Source organism: Pseudomonas sp. KH_027 (genome assembly GCF_057838565.1).
Window position 1 is genome coordinate 2,444,165 of the sequence record NZ_CM174470.1, and the last position, 17,290, is coordinate 2,461,454.

At 58.9% G+C, this 17,290-nt stretch carries 18 protein-coding genes and 2 pseudogenes; 4 read left to right on the forward strand and 16 right to left on the reverse strand.

Annotated elements, in window-relative coordinates; translation table 11 throughout:
- Positions 1–33 precede the first annotated feature (33 nt).
- The 8 genes from AC3IYG_RS11620 to AC3IYG_RS11655 all read right to left on the reverse strand — a co-directional run bounded on the left by AC3IYG_RS11620 (position 34) and on the right by AC3IYG_RS11655 (position 7,914).
- On the reverse strand, positions 34–1,089 hold the full coding sequence (locus AC3IYG_RS11620; protein ID WP_489308534.1) for an acyl-CoA dehydrogenase family protein: 1,056 nt from the start codon (positions 1,087–1,089) through the stop codon (positions 34–36).
- Between the two features lie 278 nt (positions 1,090–1,367).
- Complete coding sequence (locus AC3IYG_RS11625; RefSeq protein WP_489308536.1) at positions 1,368–2,534, reverse strand: acyl-CoA dehydrogenase; 1,167 nt, start codon at positions 2,532–2,534, stop codon at positions 1,368–1,370.
- 11 nt (positions 2,535–2,545) lie between these two features.
- Complete coding sequence (locus AC3IYG_RS11630; RefSeq protein ID WP_489308538.1) at positions 2,546–3,304, reverse strand: enoyl-CoA hydratase family protein; 759 nt, start codon at positions 3,302–3,304, stop codon at positions 2,546–2,548.
- Positions 3,305–3,330: 26 nt separating this feature from the next.
- On the reverse strand, positions 3,331–4,398 hold the full coding sequence (locus AC3IYG_RS11635) for an NAD(P)H-dependent flavin oxidoreductase (protein ID WP_489308540.1): 1,068 nt from the start codon (positions 4,396–4,398) through the stop codon (positions 3,331–3,333).
- Positions 4,398–5,267: an enoyl-CoA hydratase gene (locus AC3IYG_RS11640; RefSeq protein ID WP_489308541.1), complete on the reverse strand. Its 870-nt coding sequence runs from the start codon at positions 5,265–5,267 to the stop codon at positions 4,398–4,400. Before AC3IYG_RS11640 ends, AC3IYG_RS11635 begins: the two co-directional genes overlap by 1 nt.
- A 38-nt stretch (positions 5,268–5,305) precedes the next feature.
- Complete coding sequence (locus AC3IYG_RS11645) at positions 5,306–6,109, reverse strand: CoA-transferase subunit beta (RefSeq protein WP_489308543.1); 804 nt, start codon at positions 6,107–6,109, stop codon at positions 5,306–5,308.
- 12 nt (positions 6,110–6,121) lie between these two features.
- A complete protein-coding gene (locus tag AC3IYG_RS11650; protein ID WP_489308545.1) occupies positions 6,122–7,003 on the reverse strand; it encodes a CoA transferase subunit A in 882 nt (293 codons plus the stop codon).
- Positions 7,004–7,014: 11 nt separating this feature from the next.
- On the reverse strand, positions 7,015–7,914 hold the full coding sequence (locus AC3IYG_RS11655; RefSeq protein WP_489308547.1) for a VOC family protein: 900 nt from the start codon (positions 7,912–7,914) through the stop codon (positions 7,015–7,017).
- A 236-nt stretch (positions 7,915–8,150) separates the two neighbouring features.
- Here AC3IYG_RS11655 and AC3IYG_RS11660 point away from each other — a divergent pair.
- Positions 8,151–8,361: pseudogene (locus AC3IYG_RS11660) on the forward strand (IS3 family transposase); the annotation flags it as partial.
- Positions 8,362–8,377: 16 nt separating this feature from the next.
- Here the strand turns inward: AC3IYG_RS11660 and AC3IYG_RS11665 are convergent.
- From AC3IYG_RS11665 to AC3IYG_RS11680, 4 genes are all read right to left on the reverse strand, one after another.
- Positions 8,378–10,717 carry a CHASE2 domain-containing protein gene (locus AC3IYG_RS11665; protein WP_489313895.1) on the reverse strand — a complete coding sequence of 780 codons (2,340 nt, stop codon included), beginning with the start codon at positions 10,715–10,717 and terminating at the stop codon, positions 8,378–8,380.
- A 324-nt stretch (positions 10,718–11,041) separates the two neighbouring features.
- The gene (locus AC3IYG_RS11670; RefSeq protein WP_489308549.1) at positions 11,042–11,401 is read right to left on the reverse strand and encodes a hypothetical protein; all 360 of its coding nucleotides are present in this window, start codon (positions 11,399–11,401) and stop codon (positions 11,042–11,044) included.
- A 34-nt stretch (positions 11,402–11,435) separates the two neighbouring features.
- A complete protein-coding gene (locus AC3IYG_RS11675) occupies positions 11,436–11,600 on the reverse strand; it encodes a hypothetical protein (protein WP_489308551.1) in 165 nt (54 codons plus the stop codon).
- A gap of 164 nt (positions 11,601–11,764) precedes the next feature.
- Positions 11,765–12,196, reverse strand: coding sequence for a hypothetical protein (locus AC3IYG_RS11680; protein WP_489308553.1), 432 nt, complete (start codon positions 12,194–12,196; stop codon positions 11,765–11,767).
- A 558-nt stretch (positions 12,197–12,754) separates the two neighbouring features.
- On the opposite strand from AC3IYG_RS11680, the gene AC3IYG_RS11685 reads away from it, so the two are divergent.
- Complete coding sequence (locus AC3IYG_RS11685; protein WP_489308555.1) at positions 12,755–13,462, forward strand: response regulator transcription factor; 708 nt, start codon at positions 12,755–12,757, stop codon at positions 13,460–13,462.
- Positions 13,463–13,535: 73 nt separating this feature from the next.
- Here AC3IYG_RS11685 and AC3IYG_RS11690 read toward each other — a convergent pair whose 3' ends face one another.
- On the reverse strand, positions 13,536–14,114 hold the full coding sequence (locus tag AC3IYG_RS11690; protein WP_489313998.1) for a hypothetical protein: 579 nt from the start codon (positions 14,112–14,114) through the stop codon (positions 13,536–13,538).
- Between the two features lie 66 nt (positions 14,115–14,180).
- Positions 14,181–14,858 (reverse strand): annotated as a pseudogene (locus AC3IYG_RS11695) (FecR family protein); the annotation flags it as partial.
- A gap of 110 nt (positions 14,859–14,968) precedes the next feature.
- Between AC3IYG_RS11695 and AC3IYG_RS11700 the strand changes: the two are divergent.
- Positions 14,969–15,271 (forward strand): hypothetical protein, encoded by a 303-nt coding sequence (locus AC3IYG_RS11700; RefSeq protein WP_489308557.1) that lies wholly within the window; start codon positions 14,969–14,971, stop codon positions 15,269–15,271.
- A 133-nt stretch (positions 15,272–15,404) separates the two neighbouring features.
- On the opposite strand, the gene AC3IYG_RS11705 is transcribed toward AC3IYG_RS11700, so the two are convergent.
- Positions 15,405–16,010: an OmpA family protein gene (locus AC3IYG_RS11705; RefSeq protein ID WP_489308559.1), complete on the reverse strand. Its 606-nt coding sequence runs from the start codon at positions 16,008–16,010 to the stop codon at positions 15,405–15,407.
- A gap of 85 nt (positions 16,011–16,095) precedes the next feature.
- Between AC3IYG_RS11705 and AC3IYG_RS11710 the strand changes: the two genes are divergently transcribed.
- Positions 16,096–17,058, forward strand: a complete 963-nt coding sequence (locus AC3IYG_RS11710; RefSeq protein WP_017846754.1) for an IS30-like element ISPsme1 family transposase — start codon at positions 16,096–16,098, stop codon at positions 17,056–17,058.
- On the opposite strand, the gene AC3IYG_RS11715 is transcribed toward AC3IYG_RS11710, so the two are convergent.
- Positions 16,981–17,286, reverse strand: coding sequence for an outer membrane protein assembly factor BamE (locus tag AC3IYG_RS11715; protein WP_489308561.1), 306 nt, complete (start codon positions 17,284–17,286; stop codon positions 16,981–16,983). The genes AC3IYG_RS11710 and AC3IYG_RS11715 overlap by 78 nt on opposite strands.
- Positions 17,287–17,290 lie beyond the last annotated feature (4 nt).

A 17,290-nucleotide genomic window follows, 5' to 3' on the forward strand; every position in this document is an offset into this window, starting at 1 on the left:
AGGGAGAGGGGCTGGGGGAGAGGGTGCCGTTGGTTAGAACGTATTCCCCGCCCCCGGCTGTATCGTCCCGCCGAACAACGCCTCGCGCACCCGCGCCTTGTGCAGGCCGCGGTCGCCCCAGACCTTGTCCAGGGCCCAGGCACGTTTCATAAACAGTTGCAGGTCCACCTCCCAGGTGTACCCCATCGCACCATGGGTCTGGATCGCGTTCTTCGCCGCCAACAGCGCGGCTTCGGCGCACGCCAGTTTGGCGTGGGACACCTGCTCGTCCGCCCCTGCCCGGCTCTCGGCCAAGAAGTAGGCGGCGCGATACAGCGGGCCCTTGGCGAATTCGATTTGCACCGCGACGTTGGCCATCAGATGCTTGACCGCCTGGAACGAGCCGACCGGCTTGCCGAACTGTTTGCGCTCGAAGCTGTAGTCCACCGCCAGGTCAACCATGCGCTTGGCCAGGCCGAGCAACTGCGCCGCCGTGGCCAGGGCGCCGCGATTGAAGGTGGCGGCCCACAGAGCCCGGCCCTGCTCGGCTTCAGCCACTCGGGTGGCGGCACTTGGCGTCCAGTCGACGCGAAACAGCTGGCGACCGGGGTCGACCGACTCGTTACGGGTCAGGCTCACCGCCGCGCGCGGCACGGCGTGCACTTCGTCGCCGTGGGGCAACAGCAGCAGGTCGGCGACATGCGCATCGCTGACCAGCGGATTACCCGGCTGGCCCACCGCCAGACGCGCGCGGCCCTCGGCGACCCGGGTCAGCCACTCGCTCTTGAGGTTCTGGTGCGTATCGTCCAAAGCAACGAGCAGCGGCACGCCAACCAGCATACTGTCCAGCAACGGCTCCGACAGACCGGCATAGCCGCACTCCTGGGCCAGCAGGACGAAGTCCAGCTCATTCATGCCCAGGCCGCCAAAGGCTTCCGGCACGGTCAGGGCGGTCAGCCCCAGCTCGACCAACTCGGCCCAGAGTTCATCACTGCGGCCGCTGTCGGTTTGCCAGAGTTCACGCAGGCGCTCCGGGGTGACCTCGTTGGTCAGGAAGCTCCTGACATTGGTCTGAAACAGCAGTTGATCCTGGCTAAAGCTAAAGTCCATAGAGAACCTACCTGTCAATCAAACATGACTTGCGTTGCTGCCGCAAAACGCGCCAGGCAAGGCGCGGGATGCAGGCAATGGTTGAGCCCTTGGCAAATCCCGCAGCGCGGCCTGGCGCGTTTTGCGGCGCACCCCGAAGGGACGGGGTCATTTGTTCGCATGGCTGCGTTTCTCGTCGTTCATTTGGAATGACCAAACCTCTCTCCTCGTGCCTTGCCATGCGAACAAATGGCCTCCGTCGCAGGCATGTTTGATTGACAGGTAGGTTCTTCAGCCCCTCATGCGCGCGGCATGCCGAGCATGCGTTCGGCAATGATGTTGCGTTGAATCTCGTTGGTACCGGCGTAGATCGGCCCGGCCTGGGCGAACAGGAAGCCGTCCAGCCAATGGCCGACCTCGCCCGCATCCGGCGCCTCTGGCAGCAGTTCGCCACGCAGGCCGAGAATGCTCATGGCGGTCTCGTGTATGCGCTGGTCCAGCTCGGACCAGAAAATCTTGTTGGTCGAGGACTCCGGGCCGATCTTGCCGCCCTGCACCAGACTCGAAGCGGTCATGTAGGTGGCCAATGTGTAGGCCTCGGCATCCAGATAGGCGCGCATCACCGCCTCGCCGATGGCCGGGTCACGGTCGGCCTGTTCGCGGTTGGCCAGGTACAGTTCCACCAACCGCCGTGCGGTTTCCTGGAAGCGCGCGGGTGAGCGCAGCATCAGGCCGCGCTCGAAACCGGCGGTGGACATCGCCACATGCCAGCCCATGCCTTCGCCGCCGAGCACGTTCTCCACCGGCACCTTGACGTCATCGAAGAAGATTTCGGCGAAGCCCGGCAGGCCGTTGAGTTGTGGAATCGGCCGCACCGTGATGCCCGGACTGTTCAGCGGCAGCAGGATGAAGGTCAGGCCGTTATGGCGGCTGGACTGCGGGTCGGTGCGGAAGATACCGAACAGCCAGTCGGCCCAGACCGCGCGGGTCGACCAGGTTTTCTGGCCGTTGAGCACATAGTGATCGCCAACCCGCTCGGCTTTCGCGCGAATCGCCGCCATGTCGGAACCGGCGCCCGGCTCCGACCAGCCCTGGGCCCAGATATCCTCGCCGGTGGCCATGCGCGGCAGGAAGCGGGCCTTCTGCGCCTCGCTGCCGAACTCCATCAGGGTCGGGCCGAGCAGGAAGATGCCGTTCTGGTTGACCCGTGCCGGAGCCCCCGCACGGTAATACTCTTCCTCGAAGATCAGCCACTCGATCAGGTCGCAGCCACGCCCGCCCAGTTCGGTCGGCCAGGTCACCATGCCCCAACGGCCCTCATTGAGCTTGGCCTCCCAGGCGCGGTGCTGGCGAAAGCCCTCTTCGGTGTCGAAGGACTGCAGCGGCTCGCTCGGCAGGTTGGCCGCCAGCCAGGCCCGCACCTCGGCGCGGAAGGCCTGCTGGCCCGGTGTATAGGTCAGTTGCATGGGGGGTCTTCCTAGCCGTTGAAGTGGGCGCTGCGTTTTTCCACGAAGGAATCACGCGCTTCTTGGGAGTCCAGCGAGCGGTAGGCTTCAAGGGTGAAGCCCTGCTCCCAGCGGTATTTTTCTTCCAGGTTGCCGTCTTCGATGCCGTTCAGCGCCTCCTTGGCCAGGGCGATCATCGCCGGGCTCTTGGCGGCGATCTGGCGGGCGATGGAAAGCGCCGTCTCACGCAGGTCTTCATGCTTGACCACTCGCTCCACCGCACCCAGGCGATAGGCTTCGGCGGCATCGATCATCTCGCCGGTGAAGTACATGTGGCGGACCTTCTGCACGGGGAACAGGCGTTGCAGGTGCGCGCCGCCGCCCATCGCGCCCCGGTCCACTTCCGGCACGCCGAAGCGTGCGCAGTCGGAGGCGACGAGGATGTCCGCCGCCCCGCAGAGGCCGATACCGCCGCCGAGGACGAAACCGTGCACCGCGACGATTACCGGCTTGGGGTTGCGGTGGATGGCCTTGAAGCTGTCGTAGTTACCCTTGTTCACCGCGACGATCAAATTGCCGTCGGCGGCCAGCTCCTTGATATCCACCCCGGCGCAGAAGCCACGGCCCTCGGCGCGGACGACGATCACTCGCACATTGGCGTCGCGGCCAAGGCTTTCGATTTGGCTGGCGATATCCGCCCAGCCCTGGCAGTTGAAGGCGTTCACCGGCGGGCGGTCGAACACCAGCTCAGCGATGCCGTTGTCGATGATCACGCTAAAGGGTTTGCTCATAAGGTCGTCCTTTCAGGAGATTCTGTTCAGGAACAATGGCGGCACAGCACAGCCAGGCGCGCTTCGGCCTCCCGGACTATCTGGCCAATCAATTCTTCGCAACTCGGCAGGCTGTCGATGCTCGCCGCGATCTGTCCGGCGGGCAGCACGCCCAGCTCGGGCAGCCCCTCGACCATGGCCTTCTGGATCACCATCGGCGCGTTGGCGGCCATGATGGTCTGGGCCGCCGTCAGTTCGCCGGCACCGCGCATCGTCAGCGCGCTGCCGAGCAGCTGGGTCAGGCTCATGCCGCTGTGCTTGCGATAGGCCAGGCCACTCTTCAACGCCAGCAGCAGGCGCCGCAGGCCACCGGCGCGCTCCAGCTGATTGAGCAGTTCGTTGCGGATCATCCGTTGCGGCATGCCGTCGATGGCGCGACTGACGATGATCGCCGCCGGGTCGCGCACCGCCAGATAGCGCGCCAGAGTGGCTGGCGGCACCGGGCTGTCGGCGCTCATCAAAAAGCGCGTACCCATGGCGATGCCTTCGGCACCATAGGCCAGCGCCGAGACCAGCCCGCGGCCGTCCTTGAAGCCACCGGCAGCGACCACTGGCACCTGCAGCGCATCGACAACCTGGGCCAGCAGCAACGAGGTGGGTACCGAGCCAGTGTGCCCGCCGCCCTCGCCGCCTTGCACCGTGACTGCGTCGGCGCCCATTTCCACGGCTTTCAGCGCATGCTTCAGGGCTCCGACCGTGGGGATGCAAACCACCCCGGCGTCTTTCAGGCGGGTGATCATCTGCTTGCCCGGCGAGCGGCTGTAGCTAACCGCCTTGACCTTGTGGCGCAGCACCAATTCGACGATTTCGCCGGCGTTGGGCTGATACATGTGGAAGTTCACGCCGAACGGCTTATCGGTCAGGCGCCGGGTTTCGAGAATCGCCGCTTCCATCCGCTCGGGTTCGATGGTGGCCCCGGCGAGGAAGCCGAAGCCACCGGCATTGCCAGTGGCCGCCACCAGCTTCGGGTCGGCGACCCAGCCCATGGCGGTCTGGATAATCGGGTAGCGGCAGCCGAGCAACTCGGTCAGGCGGGTATTCAGGGCGACTGTCATCACGCCTCCGCCGCTTTGCGTTGTGAGCTGGCCATGGCTTTGGCGTCATAGCCGCCGAGTTTGTCGCCGGATGTCAGCTCGTTGTGCACGTGGGCGAAGTGGTGCAGGCCGAACACCATGTCCATGGTGGCGCGCTTGCCCATCAGGTCTTCGGCGTTGTTCACCGCCTGCTTGCTCAGTTGCAGACCGAGACGCGGCATCTGCGCGATGCGCCCGGCAATGGCGAGGCATTCTTCCTCGAGCCGCTCGCGGGGCACCACGCGATTGAGCATGCCCATCTGATAGGCGCGCTCGGCCGGCATGCGCTCGCCGAGGAAGAGGAATTCCTTGGCGATGCGCGGGTTCAGCTCGTGCACGTGGGCGAAGTACTCCACCCCCGGAATGCCCATGCGCACCACCGGATCGGCGTAGTAGGAATCATCCGAGGCGATTATCAGGTCGCAGACCCAGGCCAGCATCAGGCCGCCGGCGATGCAGGCCCCCTGGACCATGGCGATGGTCGGCTTGGGCATTTCGCGCCAACGCCGGCACATGCCGAGGTAGACCTCCTGCTCACGGGCGTAGAGGAACTCGCCGCCGGGCTTGTTGACGTGGTCGTACCAGAGGCTGGTGCGCTCGAAGCTCTGGTTCACATCGCGCCCCGGAGTGCCGATGTCGTGACCGGCGGAGAAGTGCTTGCCGGCGCCACGCAGCACGATGACCTTCACCTCGTCGTCGTCGCAGGCGCGGCGGAAGGCGGCGTCCAGCGCATAGGTCATCCGCGAGTTCTGGGCGTTGTGGTACTCGGGGCGGTTCATGGTGACGAGGGCGATAGTGCCACGCACCTCGTAGAGCACCACGTCGGCCTCTTGATCGTTCTGCTCGCTCATTGACTGCTTCTCCGGCAAGGCGGGACTTATCATGGCCGTCAGCGCGGGCTGCGCTCGCCCGGCGGGTTGTCTTTCAGTTGGCTGGCGCGCAGGTTGTGCGGGTCCAGCTGCTGGATCAGCATCAGTTGCTCCACACTCGGCGCCGCCGTGGTCGCAATCGCCTCCGGCACATGCAGGGCGAACCCCGTGTTGTCCTGCACCTCGGCCACCGTTACACCCGGGTGCAGCGAGCGAATCCGCATCTGCCGCTGCGGGCCCTGGAAATCCAGTACGCAGAGGTCAGTGACGATCAGACGGATGTCGATCTCGTCCAGCGACCAGCCGCGGGCCAGGCGCACGGGGTTGTAGCCGACCGAGGCGACCATATCGACCTCGCCCTCGACGAACACTCGGCGGTTGTGGCTGGGCACGAAGAAAGAGTTGGCGTGGCTGATGGAGTTGCCGGGAAAGCCGCGCACCCCGAGCATCTGCGCCTTGGGCTTGGCGTAGTCGCCGATGCAGGAAATGTTGGCCTGGCCGAAACGGTCGATCTGGGTCGGGCCGACCAGGGCATGGCGCTTGCCGCCCCAGACATTGTCGAAAATCCGCGAGAAGCCCATCCAGCTGTCGAACTTCGGCTTGTAGCCGTTGCGTGCGCCGAGCGGCACCGGCTCGGCGACCATAAAGGCCTCGGAGTCAGTCATCAGCAGATCGGGGTTGGCGCTGAGCATGCTCAGGGACGCGGCCAGGCGCGGGATCACGCCGATGCCGCTGGCCAGCACCTCGCCGTCGTCGCGCCAGGCCTCGGAGGCGGCGCAGATCAAGAGTTCGGCCAGGCTGTAAGTCATTGCAGTGGTAGTCATATCGAGCCTCGCTTAGAAAACCGGCAGGGGTAGCTGGCGGATGGCAGCCAAGCCGCCGACCTTTTCCCGGTACTGCTCTTCCGTGCAGTTCAGGTACTGCTCGACATAGGCCTGCCAGCCGTCCGGCGACTGGGCCGAAGCGTTGTAGGCCTTGAAGTGCGCGACATCGAAGCCATACAACGGCGCGCAAGAAGACGGATGGGCGCCACCCGGCATATGCACCACGGCGCTGGTCTGGTTGCGCTCCCAGAACACCTGGCGCGCCTGCTCCGGGTTGCTGTGGAAGTAGCTGCTGTCGACCAACTCATCGCAGCTGACATAGGCGCGCTTGGCGGCGCGGACGAACAGGTCGTCCATGTAGTGATCCGGCCCGCTGATCTGGCAGACGCCGCGCGGGTCCGCGCGATCGACATGCACCAGCGCGGCATCGAGCTTGAGCGCCGGCATGGCGACCCAGTCCTTGCCGTCGGCATAGGGCGAGGCGATCAGTTTCAGTTCCGGGTTATGCCGCAGCACATCGGTGCCCAGGCCGACCGCAGTGGGAATAAAGGGCACACCCATGGCGGCGGCGCGCAGGCCCAGCAGCAGCATGCCCTCGTCGATCTCCATCACCTGGATGGCGCCGTCTTGCCGGGCTTTGCGGAAGTAAGGCTCGAGCGGAATGAAGTCCAGCGAGACAAAGGCGAACACCAGCTTCTTGAGCTTGCCGGCGGCACAGAGCATGCCGACATCGGCGCCGCCATAGGCGACCACGGTGAGGTCCTTGAGGTCGGAGCGCAGAATCTCGCGCACCAGCGCCATCGGCTTGCGCCGCGGCCCCCAGCCACCGATGCCGATAGTCATACCGTCGCGCAACTGGCCGACTATCTCGGCCGCGCTCATCCGCTTATCCATGCTTGACACCCTCACTTGTAGCCAACGCTGAAGTCATGGCCCCAATGGCTGACCACAGTGCTCTCGAACGGCGTGTGCCGGTCCCAGTCCACCACCAGGCCGTCGTAGCCGTACTCCAGATCGAAGCCGGACGGGGTCTTCATGTAGAAGGAAATCATCTGGTCGTTGGTGTGCTGGCCAAGGGTGGCGGACAGCTTGACCCCGTGCGCTTGCATGCGGTCCAGCGCCCGGCCAACCTCGTCGAGGGCATTGACCTCGAGCATCATGTGCACGCAGCCGTGGGGTATCGGGCACTCGAAGATGGCCAGGGAGTGGTGGCGACCGTTATTGCAGTGCAGGAAATGGATGCGTTTCTCCGGCTCTGCCGGGTCCGGGGTGAAGCGCACCTTCATCAGATCGGACAGACCAAAACCCAGCACCCGCTCATAGAAGTCGCGACAGCGCTCGAAGCTCGGTGCCGGCAGCACCACATGGCCCATGCCCAACTCATTGCTGACGAACCCCTTGACCCCGACCGGCGAAACAAAGCGGGCGAAGTCCTGCAGCGGGCCCCAGAACAGTTCGTGGCGGTTGCCATCCGGGTCGCTGAAGCAGGCCAGCTCCTGCACCTTGCGTACCGCGGCCTGCGCCGCACTACCCCGCTGCACCGGCACATCGGCCTGCTCCAACTCGGCGAGCGCCTGCTCGAAGGCGGCCTTGCCAGCCACCTCCCAACCACTGGCGCCGTAGCCGTCCTGCTCACTCTGCTCAACGAGAATGCGGTAGTGACGCTCATCCATCTTCAGGTAGAGCAGCTCATCCGCCTGCGGGCCGGCGGCGGCCATCATTCCCAGCACCTGCGTGCCGTATTCGCGCCAGCGGTTCAGATCGGTGGATAAGACGGTGACATAACCCAGACCACGGATATCCATGGGGCGCTCTCCTCATTCCTGGCAGGCCTTGGCCCACCCCGCAGCAAATGCCGAGGAGGCCTTATGGAGAGCGATTTAAGCGTCTTGGCGCAGGGGCAACATCGTCCATTGGGACTAGCGCAGGAGACCGGGGCCGGGAAGCATGGATTTACTGCGATATCGCGGATATGCCACAAACGCGATCATATGCCTTGGCTTCGTTCCGAGCCCATAGCAGCAAAGCATGAGCCTTATTCATGGAGCGGCTGTTGCGCAGCCTGAAAACGGAACAGATATCTCCGAACGGCTACACGACAGATCCCGATGCCCATCGGGATATCAACCATTACCTGATGCATAGTACGACTGACTCAGGCCGCATCAGTTTAATGACGGACTGCCAACGGCAGTTGCAGAAATAAACTTGCCCCGCAGCCCGGGATGGGGCGACCACTACACGCCGTATAAATATTCATATGCATCATTATTCTTCCATGCAAGGTAAAGAAAGCTCGAAATCACTACCCTGCCCTAGAATACTTCTGCAAGAGATTTCCCCACCGTGGCGTTCAATTACCAGCTTTACCATAGCCAAACCAAGGCCCAGGCCAGAGACAACAGCCTTATCTCCAGAGCGCCGATAACGTTCAAAAATAAAAGGGATTTCATCCTCAGAAATACCTCGCCCCTGATCACTGAGGCAACAGACTACAGAATCATCGTGCCTAGTGACGCTAACACGAACACACGTATTCTCCGCGCTATACTTAACCGCATTCTCAAGCAGGTTAAAAAAAGACCGGACGAGCAAGCCATAGTCTGCCATCACCATAAGTTCATCGGCCGGTAACAAGCGCTCCATGCGAATATTCTTGGCTTTGGCCAAAGGCCAAACCTGATCCAATGCATCCAACACAACAGCGGAGATCAACATCGGCTCAAACGAATATTCCAATGATTCCGCCTTGGTCAAATGCACAAAACCGTCGGCCAGACTCAATGATCGATTAACCTGAATTTCGATCTGCTGGAATATATGCGCTACAGACTCTGCATTATCAGCGCCCTGACCGAGGTCAAGCAGAGACAGTATTGCTGACTGAGGTGCGCGCAAATCGTGCGACAGGAAGCTCAGCATACTTGCCCGCTGTTCCTGAATATCACGCTCCACAGTCAAATCAATCAAGCTGATCAACCACCCAATAGGGATGTCACTATTGGCGGGCAACATCGGAGCAACTCCGCTTCGTAAAGTAAAACCACAGCAGCTGCGAAACTCGATATCGCCTAACAAAGGAATAGCCCACCCTTCCGTCTCAAGACCTTGAGCACGATCCGTCGGCAGACCAATGTATTCGAGACATCTCAGGATATCCGCCCCCACCAGTTCCTGTTTACAGAGTAAGCGCGCAAGACGATTAGCCAGCAGAATCGTTCCCTCTGGCGAACAGACCAATGTGGCAACTGGCAGGTGCTCCAGGCCATCGGCCATAAAACGCCGCGCATCTCGAACGCGCTCGACCGCCAGCTCCAAAGCGGTAATACGCTGTTGCAGCCCATCACCTGACGCCCGCACGGCAAGTTTCGCCCGCTCGGGGAGTACTTTGGGCTCCTTCTCCAGGCGAGCCAACTCCCAACCGAAGTAAGTCAGAACCGCACTAAGCCGGCGCCAGCTCCAGGCCACATACGCCAATAAAAGCCCCAGTAGACTGGCCGCCGGAGGCCACCACCAGCCCAGCTGCAGCAACACCCAGGTCGTGCCCAAGGTCAAGCCAACCATTACGAGCGAGGTAGCGAGTACATAGCGCAGACGCATGACCAGCAAGGCCACTAGCAGCAGGCCCACCGCAAGCATTGCCAGCACAGCCGAAAGCACTTTGGGCAACTCAACGATGCTGCGATCATGCAGTAAACCATTAAGAATGCTGGCCTGGATTTCTACACCTGGAGTGCCGCCAGCGCTTCCAGACACCGGCGTCGCATAGCGATCCCCCAGCCCTGGCGCAGTGGCACCGATGAGGATGATGCGCCCTTGCAACAACTCATCAGGCACCTCGCCCAGCAACACACTGTGATAGGGGACACTTGGAAAGCCCCGCTCCCAGCCGGTGTAAGGTATGCGGATAGCATGATCTCGCCACCAGCCATGCTCCTGAAACACGCCGGCCGCACCAGGCATTAACGCGGCCTTCTCAGGCCCTGACGCCAGCTTGTAAGCCTGCCAGGCAAGTTGCATGCGCTGACTGCCCTCAGCGCCCTCGCGCAGGTAGACACTGCGAATGGTGCCGTCAGCATCGGCCTCAACATTGATATGCCCGATTGCGCGGGCACATGCCTGTAACGGCTCAATAGGCAGGATCTCACGTGGTATACGGCCATAACGCGCATCCCCCTCGCGCAGTAATGGCAACACCACATTACCGAGCCGGCAAACTGCCTGCCCTAAGCGTTCATCGTTGGCGGGATCACTGCCCGGCTCGCTGAAAACCACATCGAATAACACGGCCTTGGACTCGACCTTGGCGAGACGCTCCAAGAGTTCGCTGTGTACGCTACGCGGCCAGGGCCATCGTCCGATCGCCCGCAAACTCCTGTCGTCGATAGTGATGAGCAAAATCCGCGGATCGACAGTAATGCGGCTCCATGACAGCAGCCGATCATAGATGAGGTGATCCAATGCGAAGGCATGCGTCAATGACAGAAATGCCGTCAATGGCAGCAAAATCAAGGAAATAATCAACCACTCTCGTACGATATTACGAAAGAGCTGGTGAGACATCGACAAAACACTGTTAGCACTACCACCCTGAAAAGGCTTTGCCATCATGTTTTCCAAAAAAGCAAGCGATGAGAGCCTCAAACAGACTGCATTCAAGTCAGATCTTTGCCCATTGCCGGGTGGCGCGGTATAAACAAGGGTCCGCCCACTAAACACGACGTCCTAGAGCCGCTTGCGCTAGGCCCTCATAGCCAAGCTATTCAACTCAGCCACTACTCCATTACGAGCAGTCCTAACGACAATGGCTAGAGACTCAATACTACCTAAAAGCATGCACGATACCAACTTCTCTCGTTGTACCAGAGCATTCGAATTAAGGGGCGGGCTTTAGCCCGAGCCAGTGAGCGAAGCGAACGATTTGAGCGTTTGCTAGCTGGCAGCTTTGCTGTGGTTATAATAAAGGTATGCCAGCCCAATTGGGGCGATGAATATTGCAAAGCTCCAGCAGAGCAGCATGGTGAAGACTTTCACAATGATCATGAAAATGGCGTTAACAAAAAATACGTTATTGCCCATGATAAAGCCGACAATGCTTTCGTAAACAAATCGCGAGTAAGGGTACAGGCATGTATTTATTGCAAGCAGGGCAATCATGCCAGGCTGGACGGGCTTATTCCCATTGACAACCACATAGATTATGAAGGCGGCAAATAGCGCTCCAAAAAATAGTTGCCGAATATAGTATTGAACTGAAAGCCCACCAAACGTTTTTTTGATGATGTCTTGCATTATTTCCTCCTTGATTGGAATTTTCAGCACTCTCCTAGGGTTGGTTATCCACAATCCGACTCAACTCCACGTTCAGTTTGGCGTTGCGATGTTTCAGCGTCTGCACCTTGCGCCCGAGTGTCCTCGTACCCTGGGCGGCCCCTAAGAAGTAGACCGCCAGCAGAAATACGCCAAGCAAAATTCCGTCCGCGACTTCCATGATGCCGGCCCTAGTTGATGATGTGTCGAATTAAGTATCAAAGACCACCGCGCAACAGATAATTCCGGTCAAACCAGATATTGCTGTCCTTGGCCATGAATAGCCCGCCACATCAACAACGCAACCCTTTTGCAATAAATAGTTGGCAGCACCAAGCCTATTAATCAAAAGCCTTGAGCGCTTATAAACTTCGCATTACATATACTCCAAGGCGCCGTGTCATCTATAGCACCCATCAAGGGGCGTAGCCTAGACGCCTCGACAGGGACGGACACGAACCCGAGCAGACCTGGGCAATTGATTCGCGAAGCAATTAAAGGCAGATCCAAGGGGTTGCCACAGACAATGACACTCGAAACCATACCGCCCATATAAAAGCGATCGAGCATGCGCTGCTCTTGGCCACGAATCAGTTCGGCGTCGACGATCAGCAGATCGAAACCCTCAGGTATACAGAATGCCAAGTCTACGGCTTCCTCAATAGAGCACGTCGGCGCGATACGATAATAACCAAGCATATTGAGCGACTGTTCCGCGACTCTCACTCGCTGAAAGCTCTGCCCCGCCAGCAAAATGCGCAACCTTATATCTGCCATGAGTTAAAACCTTGAGCGACACGATAGAGTTTTATGGTCAGAACGCTTAATCTCAGAAGCCTCGGCGCTGGGTGAGTCTCAGAAAATATTCACCCATTACAGGTAAAAAATTGATTCTTCTCACCGCTGCTTTTGTCCTCGGTTTTGCAACTTGAATTGACAGGCCAGGACGCAGATCAACTACTTCTGAATAGCAATCACCAACCTTGAGTGCCGAGGGCAGAGCAACCACTCGAAAAACAGGCCCGCCAATAAAAGAGTGGCGCTCAGGAAGACATAGAACAGATATCCACTTGCACCAGAATGCATTCCCGGCACGTGCCGCTCTTATTGCCCTCAGACATGGACCAGTTCTTGCGCGTAGCCTTGCTGCTCGCAAACCGCCCACCTACCTAGAGATGGCCCCAAGTTAGCAATCAGCCATCCACAAATGAGAATCTGGTCACATTAATTCAGATTCCGGTATTCTCTTCCCAACGCGCACACTGCGGAATCAGGCAGCGAGTGGCATCACAGTTGAGCAACGAGTGAAAGGATGGCTGGGAGGGAGCACGCAACATGCGCATCGCGATACTGGACGACGAGACTGCAGAACTGCAGCGAGTAGAAAAAACCCTTCAGGAAATACCCAAGCATGTCGAGGAAACATGGACGCTCCATACGTTCACTCGAAGCGAAGACTTACTGAAAAAGCTGAGAAGAGAGACCTTTGACCTGCTTATTCTGGACTGGCAACTACCCGAAATGAGCGGTTATGCCCTGCTGCGCTGGACTCAAGAGCATCTTGAAACACCGCCGCCCACCATCATGATCACCAGTCGTAATAGCGAGCACGATATCGTCCAGGCACTCAAGGCCGGGGCGGATGACTATGTCTGCAAACCTTTTCGCCCACTTGAACTCCAAGCACGGGTTCTGGCGGTTTTGCGTCGTTATGCCCCGCATGGGCAGGGTGAGAAGAGATCGCAGGTATTCGGCGACCTGGAGTTTGACGAAGCCGAGCAGGTCGTACGACTTGATGGGGCCGAGGTGATGCTTACCGAGCGCGAGTATCGCTTGGCACTGTGCCTGTTCAGTAACCTGGGCCGCCTCCTTTCCCGGGATTACCTCTACGAACACTTCTGGCCACATGAAGAGGTTTTTTCCTCGCGTCCGCTGGACACCCATGTCTACCGGCTACGTAACAAACTCGGCCTGACCGCTGAGCGCGGCTGGCGACTCGCGACGATTTACGGCCACGGTTACCGACTGGAGCAAGTGAGCTAGCTCGCTTGAGGCTGTATCGCTCGGTAGGTGTGATACGGCCTCAAGTCCCGCGGCAGGCAACGAACGGCTGTCGTCAAAGGTTCAAGACGCCGGAATCGAGCACCTCAGGCGGTGATGCATCGCCCGGCAAAGGCTCCAGGAGCAAACGCCAGTAGTGCTTCCCCGGCGCCAACCGCTGAATTTTCAAACCAGTCGAAGCGAGGGCGCGCTGATGGACATAAGGCCGCTTGAAATCTGCATGCCCGGAAATCTGAAAGCCATAGCGCCGAGCCTGCTGTGGCCGTGCCCAGCGAAACTCGATAGCCGATGCCGAGTGGCCGATCGTCACCGCACCATCAATCTTACGGTGCAACAGGATAAAAGCCCCATCCCGACCGCGCAGCCCCTTGGCATCTAACGCGGCGACTCGCACATGGTAGAAACCGCCTTGCAATCCGTTGAAGGCAAACTCAGGCTTTATTGAAGAGGCCGCCTGCTCGATCTGCAAAAAGTCGGGAGAGCTTGATACTTCAGCAAAATAGGAAGCAGCCCCTTCGACAGGCTGAGCCCTTATCCGCCAATGTGGGTCTGCTCCCCCATCCTGCAATTGTTCAGCCGTCTCGGGCGCAGGCAGCAACTTATCGACGCCCAAGGCCCCATCTTCACTCATCACTAACCCATATCCAGCACTAACCAGCGGCCCCGATGCAGCCATTCGCGTAGAGGCCACGCTTCCTTCCAATACTTCGGTGAGCACCCTCTCCCGCCCATTCCTTACGCGAAAATGAGTCCCTCTTACGCCAAGAACCCCTATAGGGGTGACCACTTCGAGGCGTTATTTGCGGGCAGGATGCTTGAGCACGTAGGCCTCGACCTCACCATCACTCAGGTTGACCTGGGGATTTCCACCTCCGGCGCGGGAGCCCAGGGTGACGGTCGTAAGCGAGGGCAGTACCACACGCGTACCATCGGCGAATCCTAAACTGACGTATGCGTTGGCCTCGGTTCTGACCCCCTGCCCCTCACCCAGCGCCTGCCCCTCAACGAGTTCAACCACTTCACCATCATGCGCCAACAACCAGGCCTGCCCTTCCAGATGCAGCACCTTGGCCGGGAAAGCACTTCCCATGCCGGGGATCGCCAACTCCACCCCTGGTTGCAAGTGTTTTGGCTCTTTGACCTTGCCGCTCTGCTGCAACTGCTCCCATTGCAGTGGATCAAGCAGGTACTTTTCCGCAATACCCCAAAGTGTTTCGCCCTTCTCCACGACATGTACCCGCTCCTCAGACGGCTGAGCACTGAGCGTGAGAGGAAGAACCAATAGCAGAACCAGAACCGGAGCACGCCAGCCATCATGAGCAGAATGCAAAGCGGCTGGTAGCCAACTTGCTAAAAAGCTGATTTTTATTGTATTCATCTTGCGCTCCTCCGAATTGAATATTTATTCAGATTTGGTCGCTTGCCCATGAAGAAACCGAGCCTTAACTTTTGAGACCACCGAGAGCCCCTCATTTCCGGGAGTAAACCATGAAGAAAACGCTGCTAGCACTGCTTATCCCCTTTGCCTTGTCCGGCTGTTTTGAACTACCAAAACTAAATAAAAATGCGTCCATCAACCAATCAAAAATCTGCCTCGCAAGCAATGATGAAGAGGCGTCCAAGTGCCCTAGCAGCGAGCTGATCTATCTGCGCTTTACAAGCGCCGACAACCTGCAACGCCCCCTGAGTGCAGCTGCGCTTTATTGCAATTACAACTACCAAGTCACCCTGAATTCCTCCGGTGTCATTTGCGTCATGACGCAAGCACGGCTCAACATGCTCGGCAAGTAAACCAACCATATAACGTATGCTCGCAAGAGCGAGCCACGAGGCAGTCTGTTGATACGTGACTGCCTTTTTTACTCCACGATACCTATAACTTAAAAGTGTCATTGCACTCACACAGATAAAAATATCTGTCGAGTCAACTGCCCTTGACCATGATTTCCACCCGACGATTCGGCTGCAAGCACCTCACCAACTCAGGGGTTACCTTCTCTCCATCACATGCCACAAGTGGCGCAGTCGCACCTTGACCTTCGGTTTCAATCAACTCGCCAGGAATACCCAATTCGACCAGCAGTTTTTTCACTGTACTGGCGCGCAGGTAAGACAGCGATCTATTCGCCTGCTCCTTACCGACACGGTCGGTATGCCCGACAATCCGAATAGACTGGATTTTCGTGAAATTGGTCTTTAGCGAGTTAGCCAATTGCGCGATGCTCTGCTGCCCACCCGGGGTCAGATCGTCAACCCCCCCCTTGCCAAATGCGAATAGCGCATCCCCCGAAAGAACAAGCGGGATACTTTGCTCACCCGTCGCATCATCTATTTCCGCGACCGCTGGCGGCCGCACAAATGCGGCGCACTCCGGGGTTCGCCAGTGATAACTGGCGACCTTATCCTCGCGATCGAATACCGCCTTGTACTGGCAGGTCAGGTATTCAGTACCTTCCCCGGTATAGAAGTTGAAAATGTAATTCCACTCGCGAACCGCCAGAATACCCTCGGAAAAATGGCCTGAATTCATAGAATAAGTGCAACGTTTGAAACGATAGGCAGAGAGTCAGCCACCGGTAGAATCCAGGCTCTCACACCGAAGGATTCAAGCGCAGATGACTACGCATTACCGGCAGCTAACTCAGGGCCAACGTTACCAGATTGAGGCCGGTCTGAGCGCCGGAAAAAGCCAGGCAAGCATCGCGAAACAGGTTGGCGTACATCCCTCGACGATAAGTCGTGAGGTTCGCCGCAACAGCTCCCAGAAGACCTACAAAGCGGTTGCTGCGACCCATGAAAGTGATGCCCGTCGAGCGCAGGCGCGCAAGCACTGCAAGCCATTAACGTGGTTCAGCCATTATCTGCCGCTCTGGCTAAAACACGGTATGAGCCCGGAGCAGATTGCTCAGCGCCTGAAGCAAGAGCAGCCGGAGCGCGCGGTCAGTCACGAGTGGATTTATCGGTTTATCGCCACCGACAAACACGCAGGTGGCGAGTTATACAAGTATTTGCGGCACCGCAGGAAGCTGTACCGAAAACGCTACGGAAGCCACGACCGGCGCGGACAGTTGCGTAATCGCGTATCGATAACCGAGCGCCCTGCTGAGGTCGAAGCCCGCGAGCGTCTAGGTGATTGGGAGGGTGACACGGTGCATGGCGTAGGCGGCAATCTGGTCACGCTGGTTGATCGTAAAAGCGGCTACCTGAGCGCCTATCCGGTCAAGCGCAGGACGCGCCGGCAGGTAACGCGGGCGATCAATCTGTTGCTCAAGGGGCATGCTGTTCACACGCTGACGCTGGATAACGGGAAGGAGTTTGCCGGGCATGAACGCATTGCGCATCGGAGCCAGTGCCAAGTCTTTTTTGCAGAACCCTATTCATCCTGGCAGCGAGGCACTAATGAAAATACCAACGGCCTGCTCCGGCAGTATTTTCCCAAGGGCGGCGACTTCAGCAAGCTGACCGTCGAGGCGGTCAGTCGCGTGGTAACGAAGATCAATTTACGCCCGCGAAAACGCCTGGGCTGGAAGACGCCGTACGAAGTTTATGCAGGGGTGAGCGTTGCACTTATGTGTTGAATTCAGGTGGGGAATACCCAGAATAAGCCGCACTTGATCCTTGCTTAGCCCAGGCTCCACGCGCTGCACGGCGTGCGGATCGGCAAAATCACCTTCGGCCACATAACTGCTGTCCAGATCAGGAAACTCAATTTTCTCAGCAGAAGATCCATCAGTACGGGAACTACTGGCACACCCTGCCAATAGAGCCAAACCGAAAATAAGCCCAATAGAGCGTTCATTTTTCATTGTT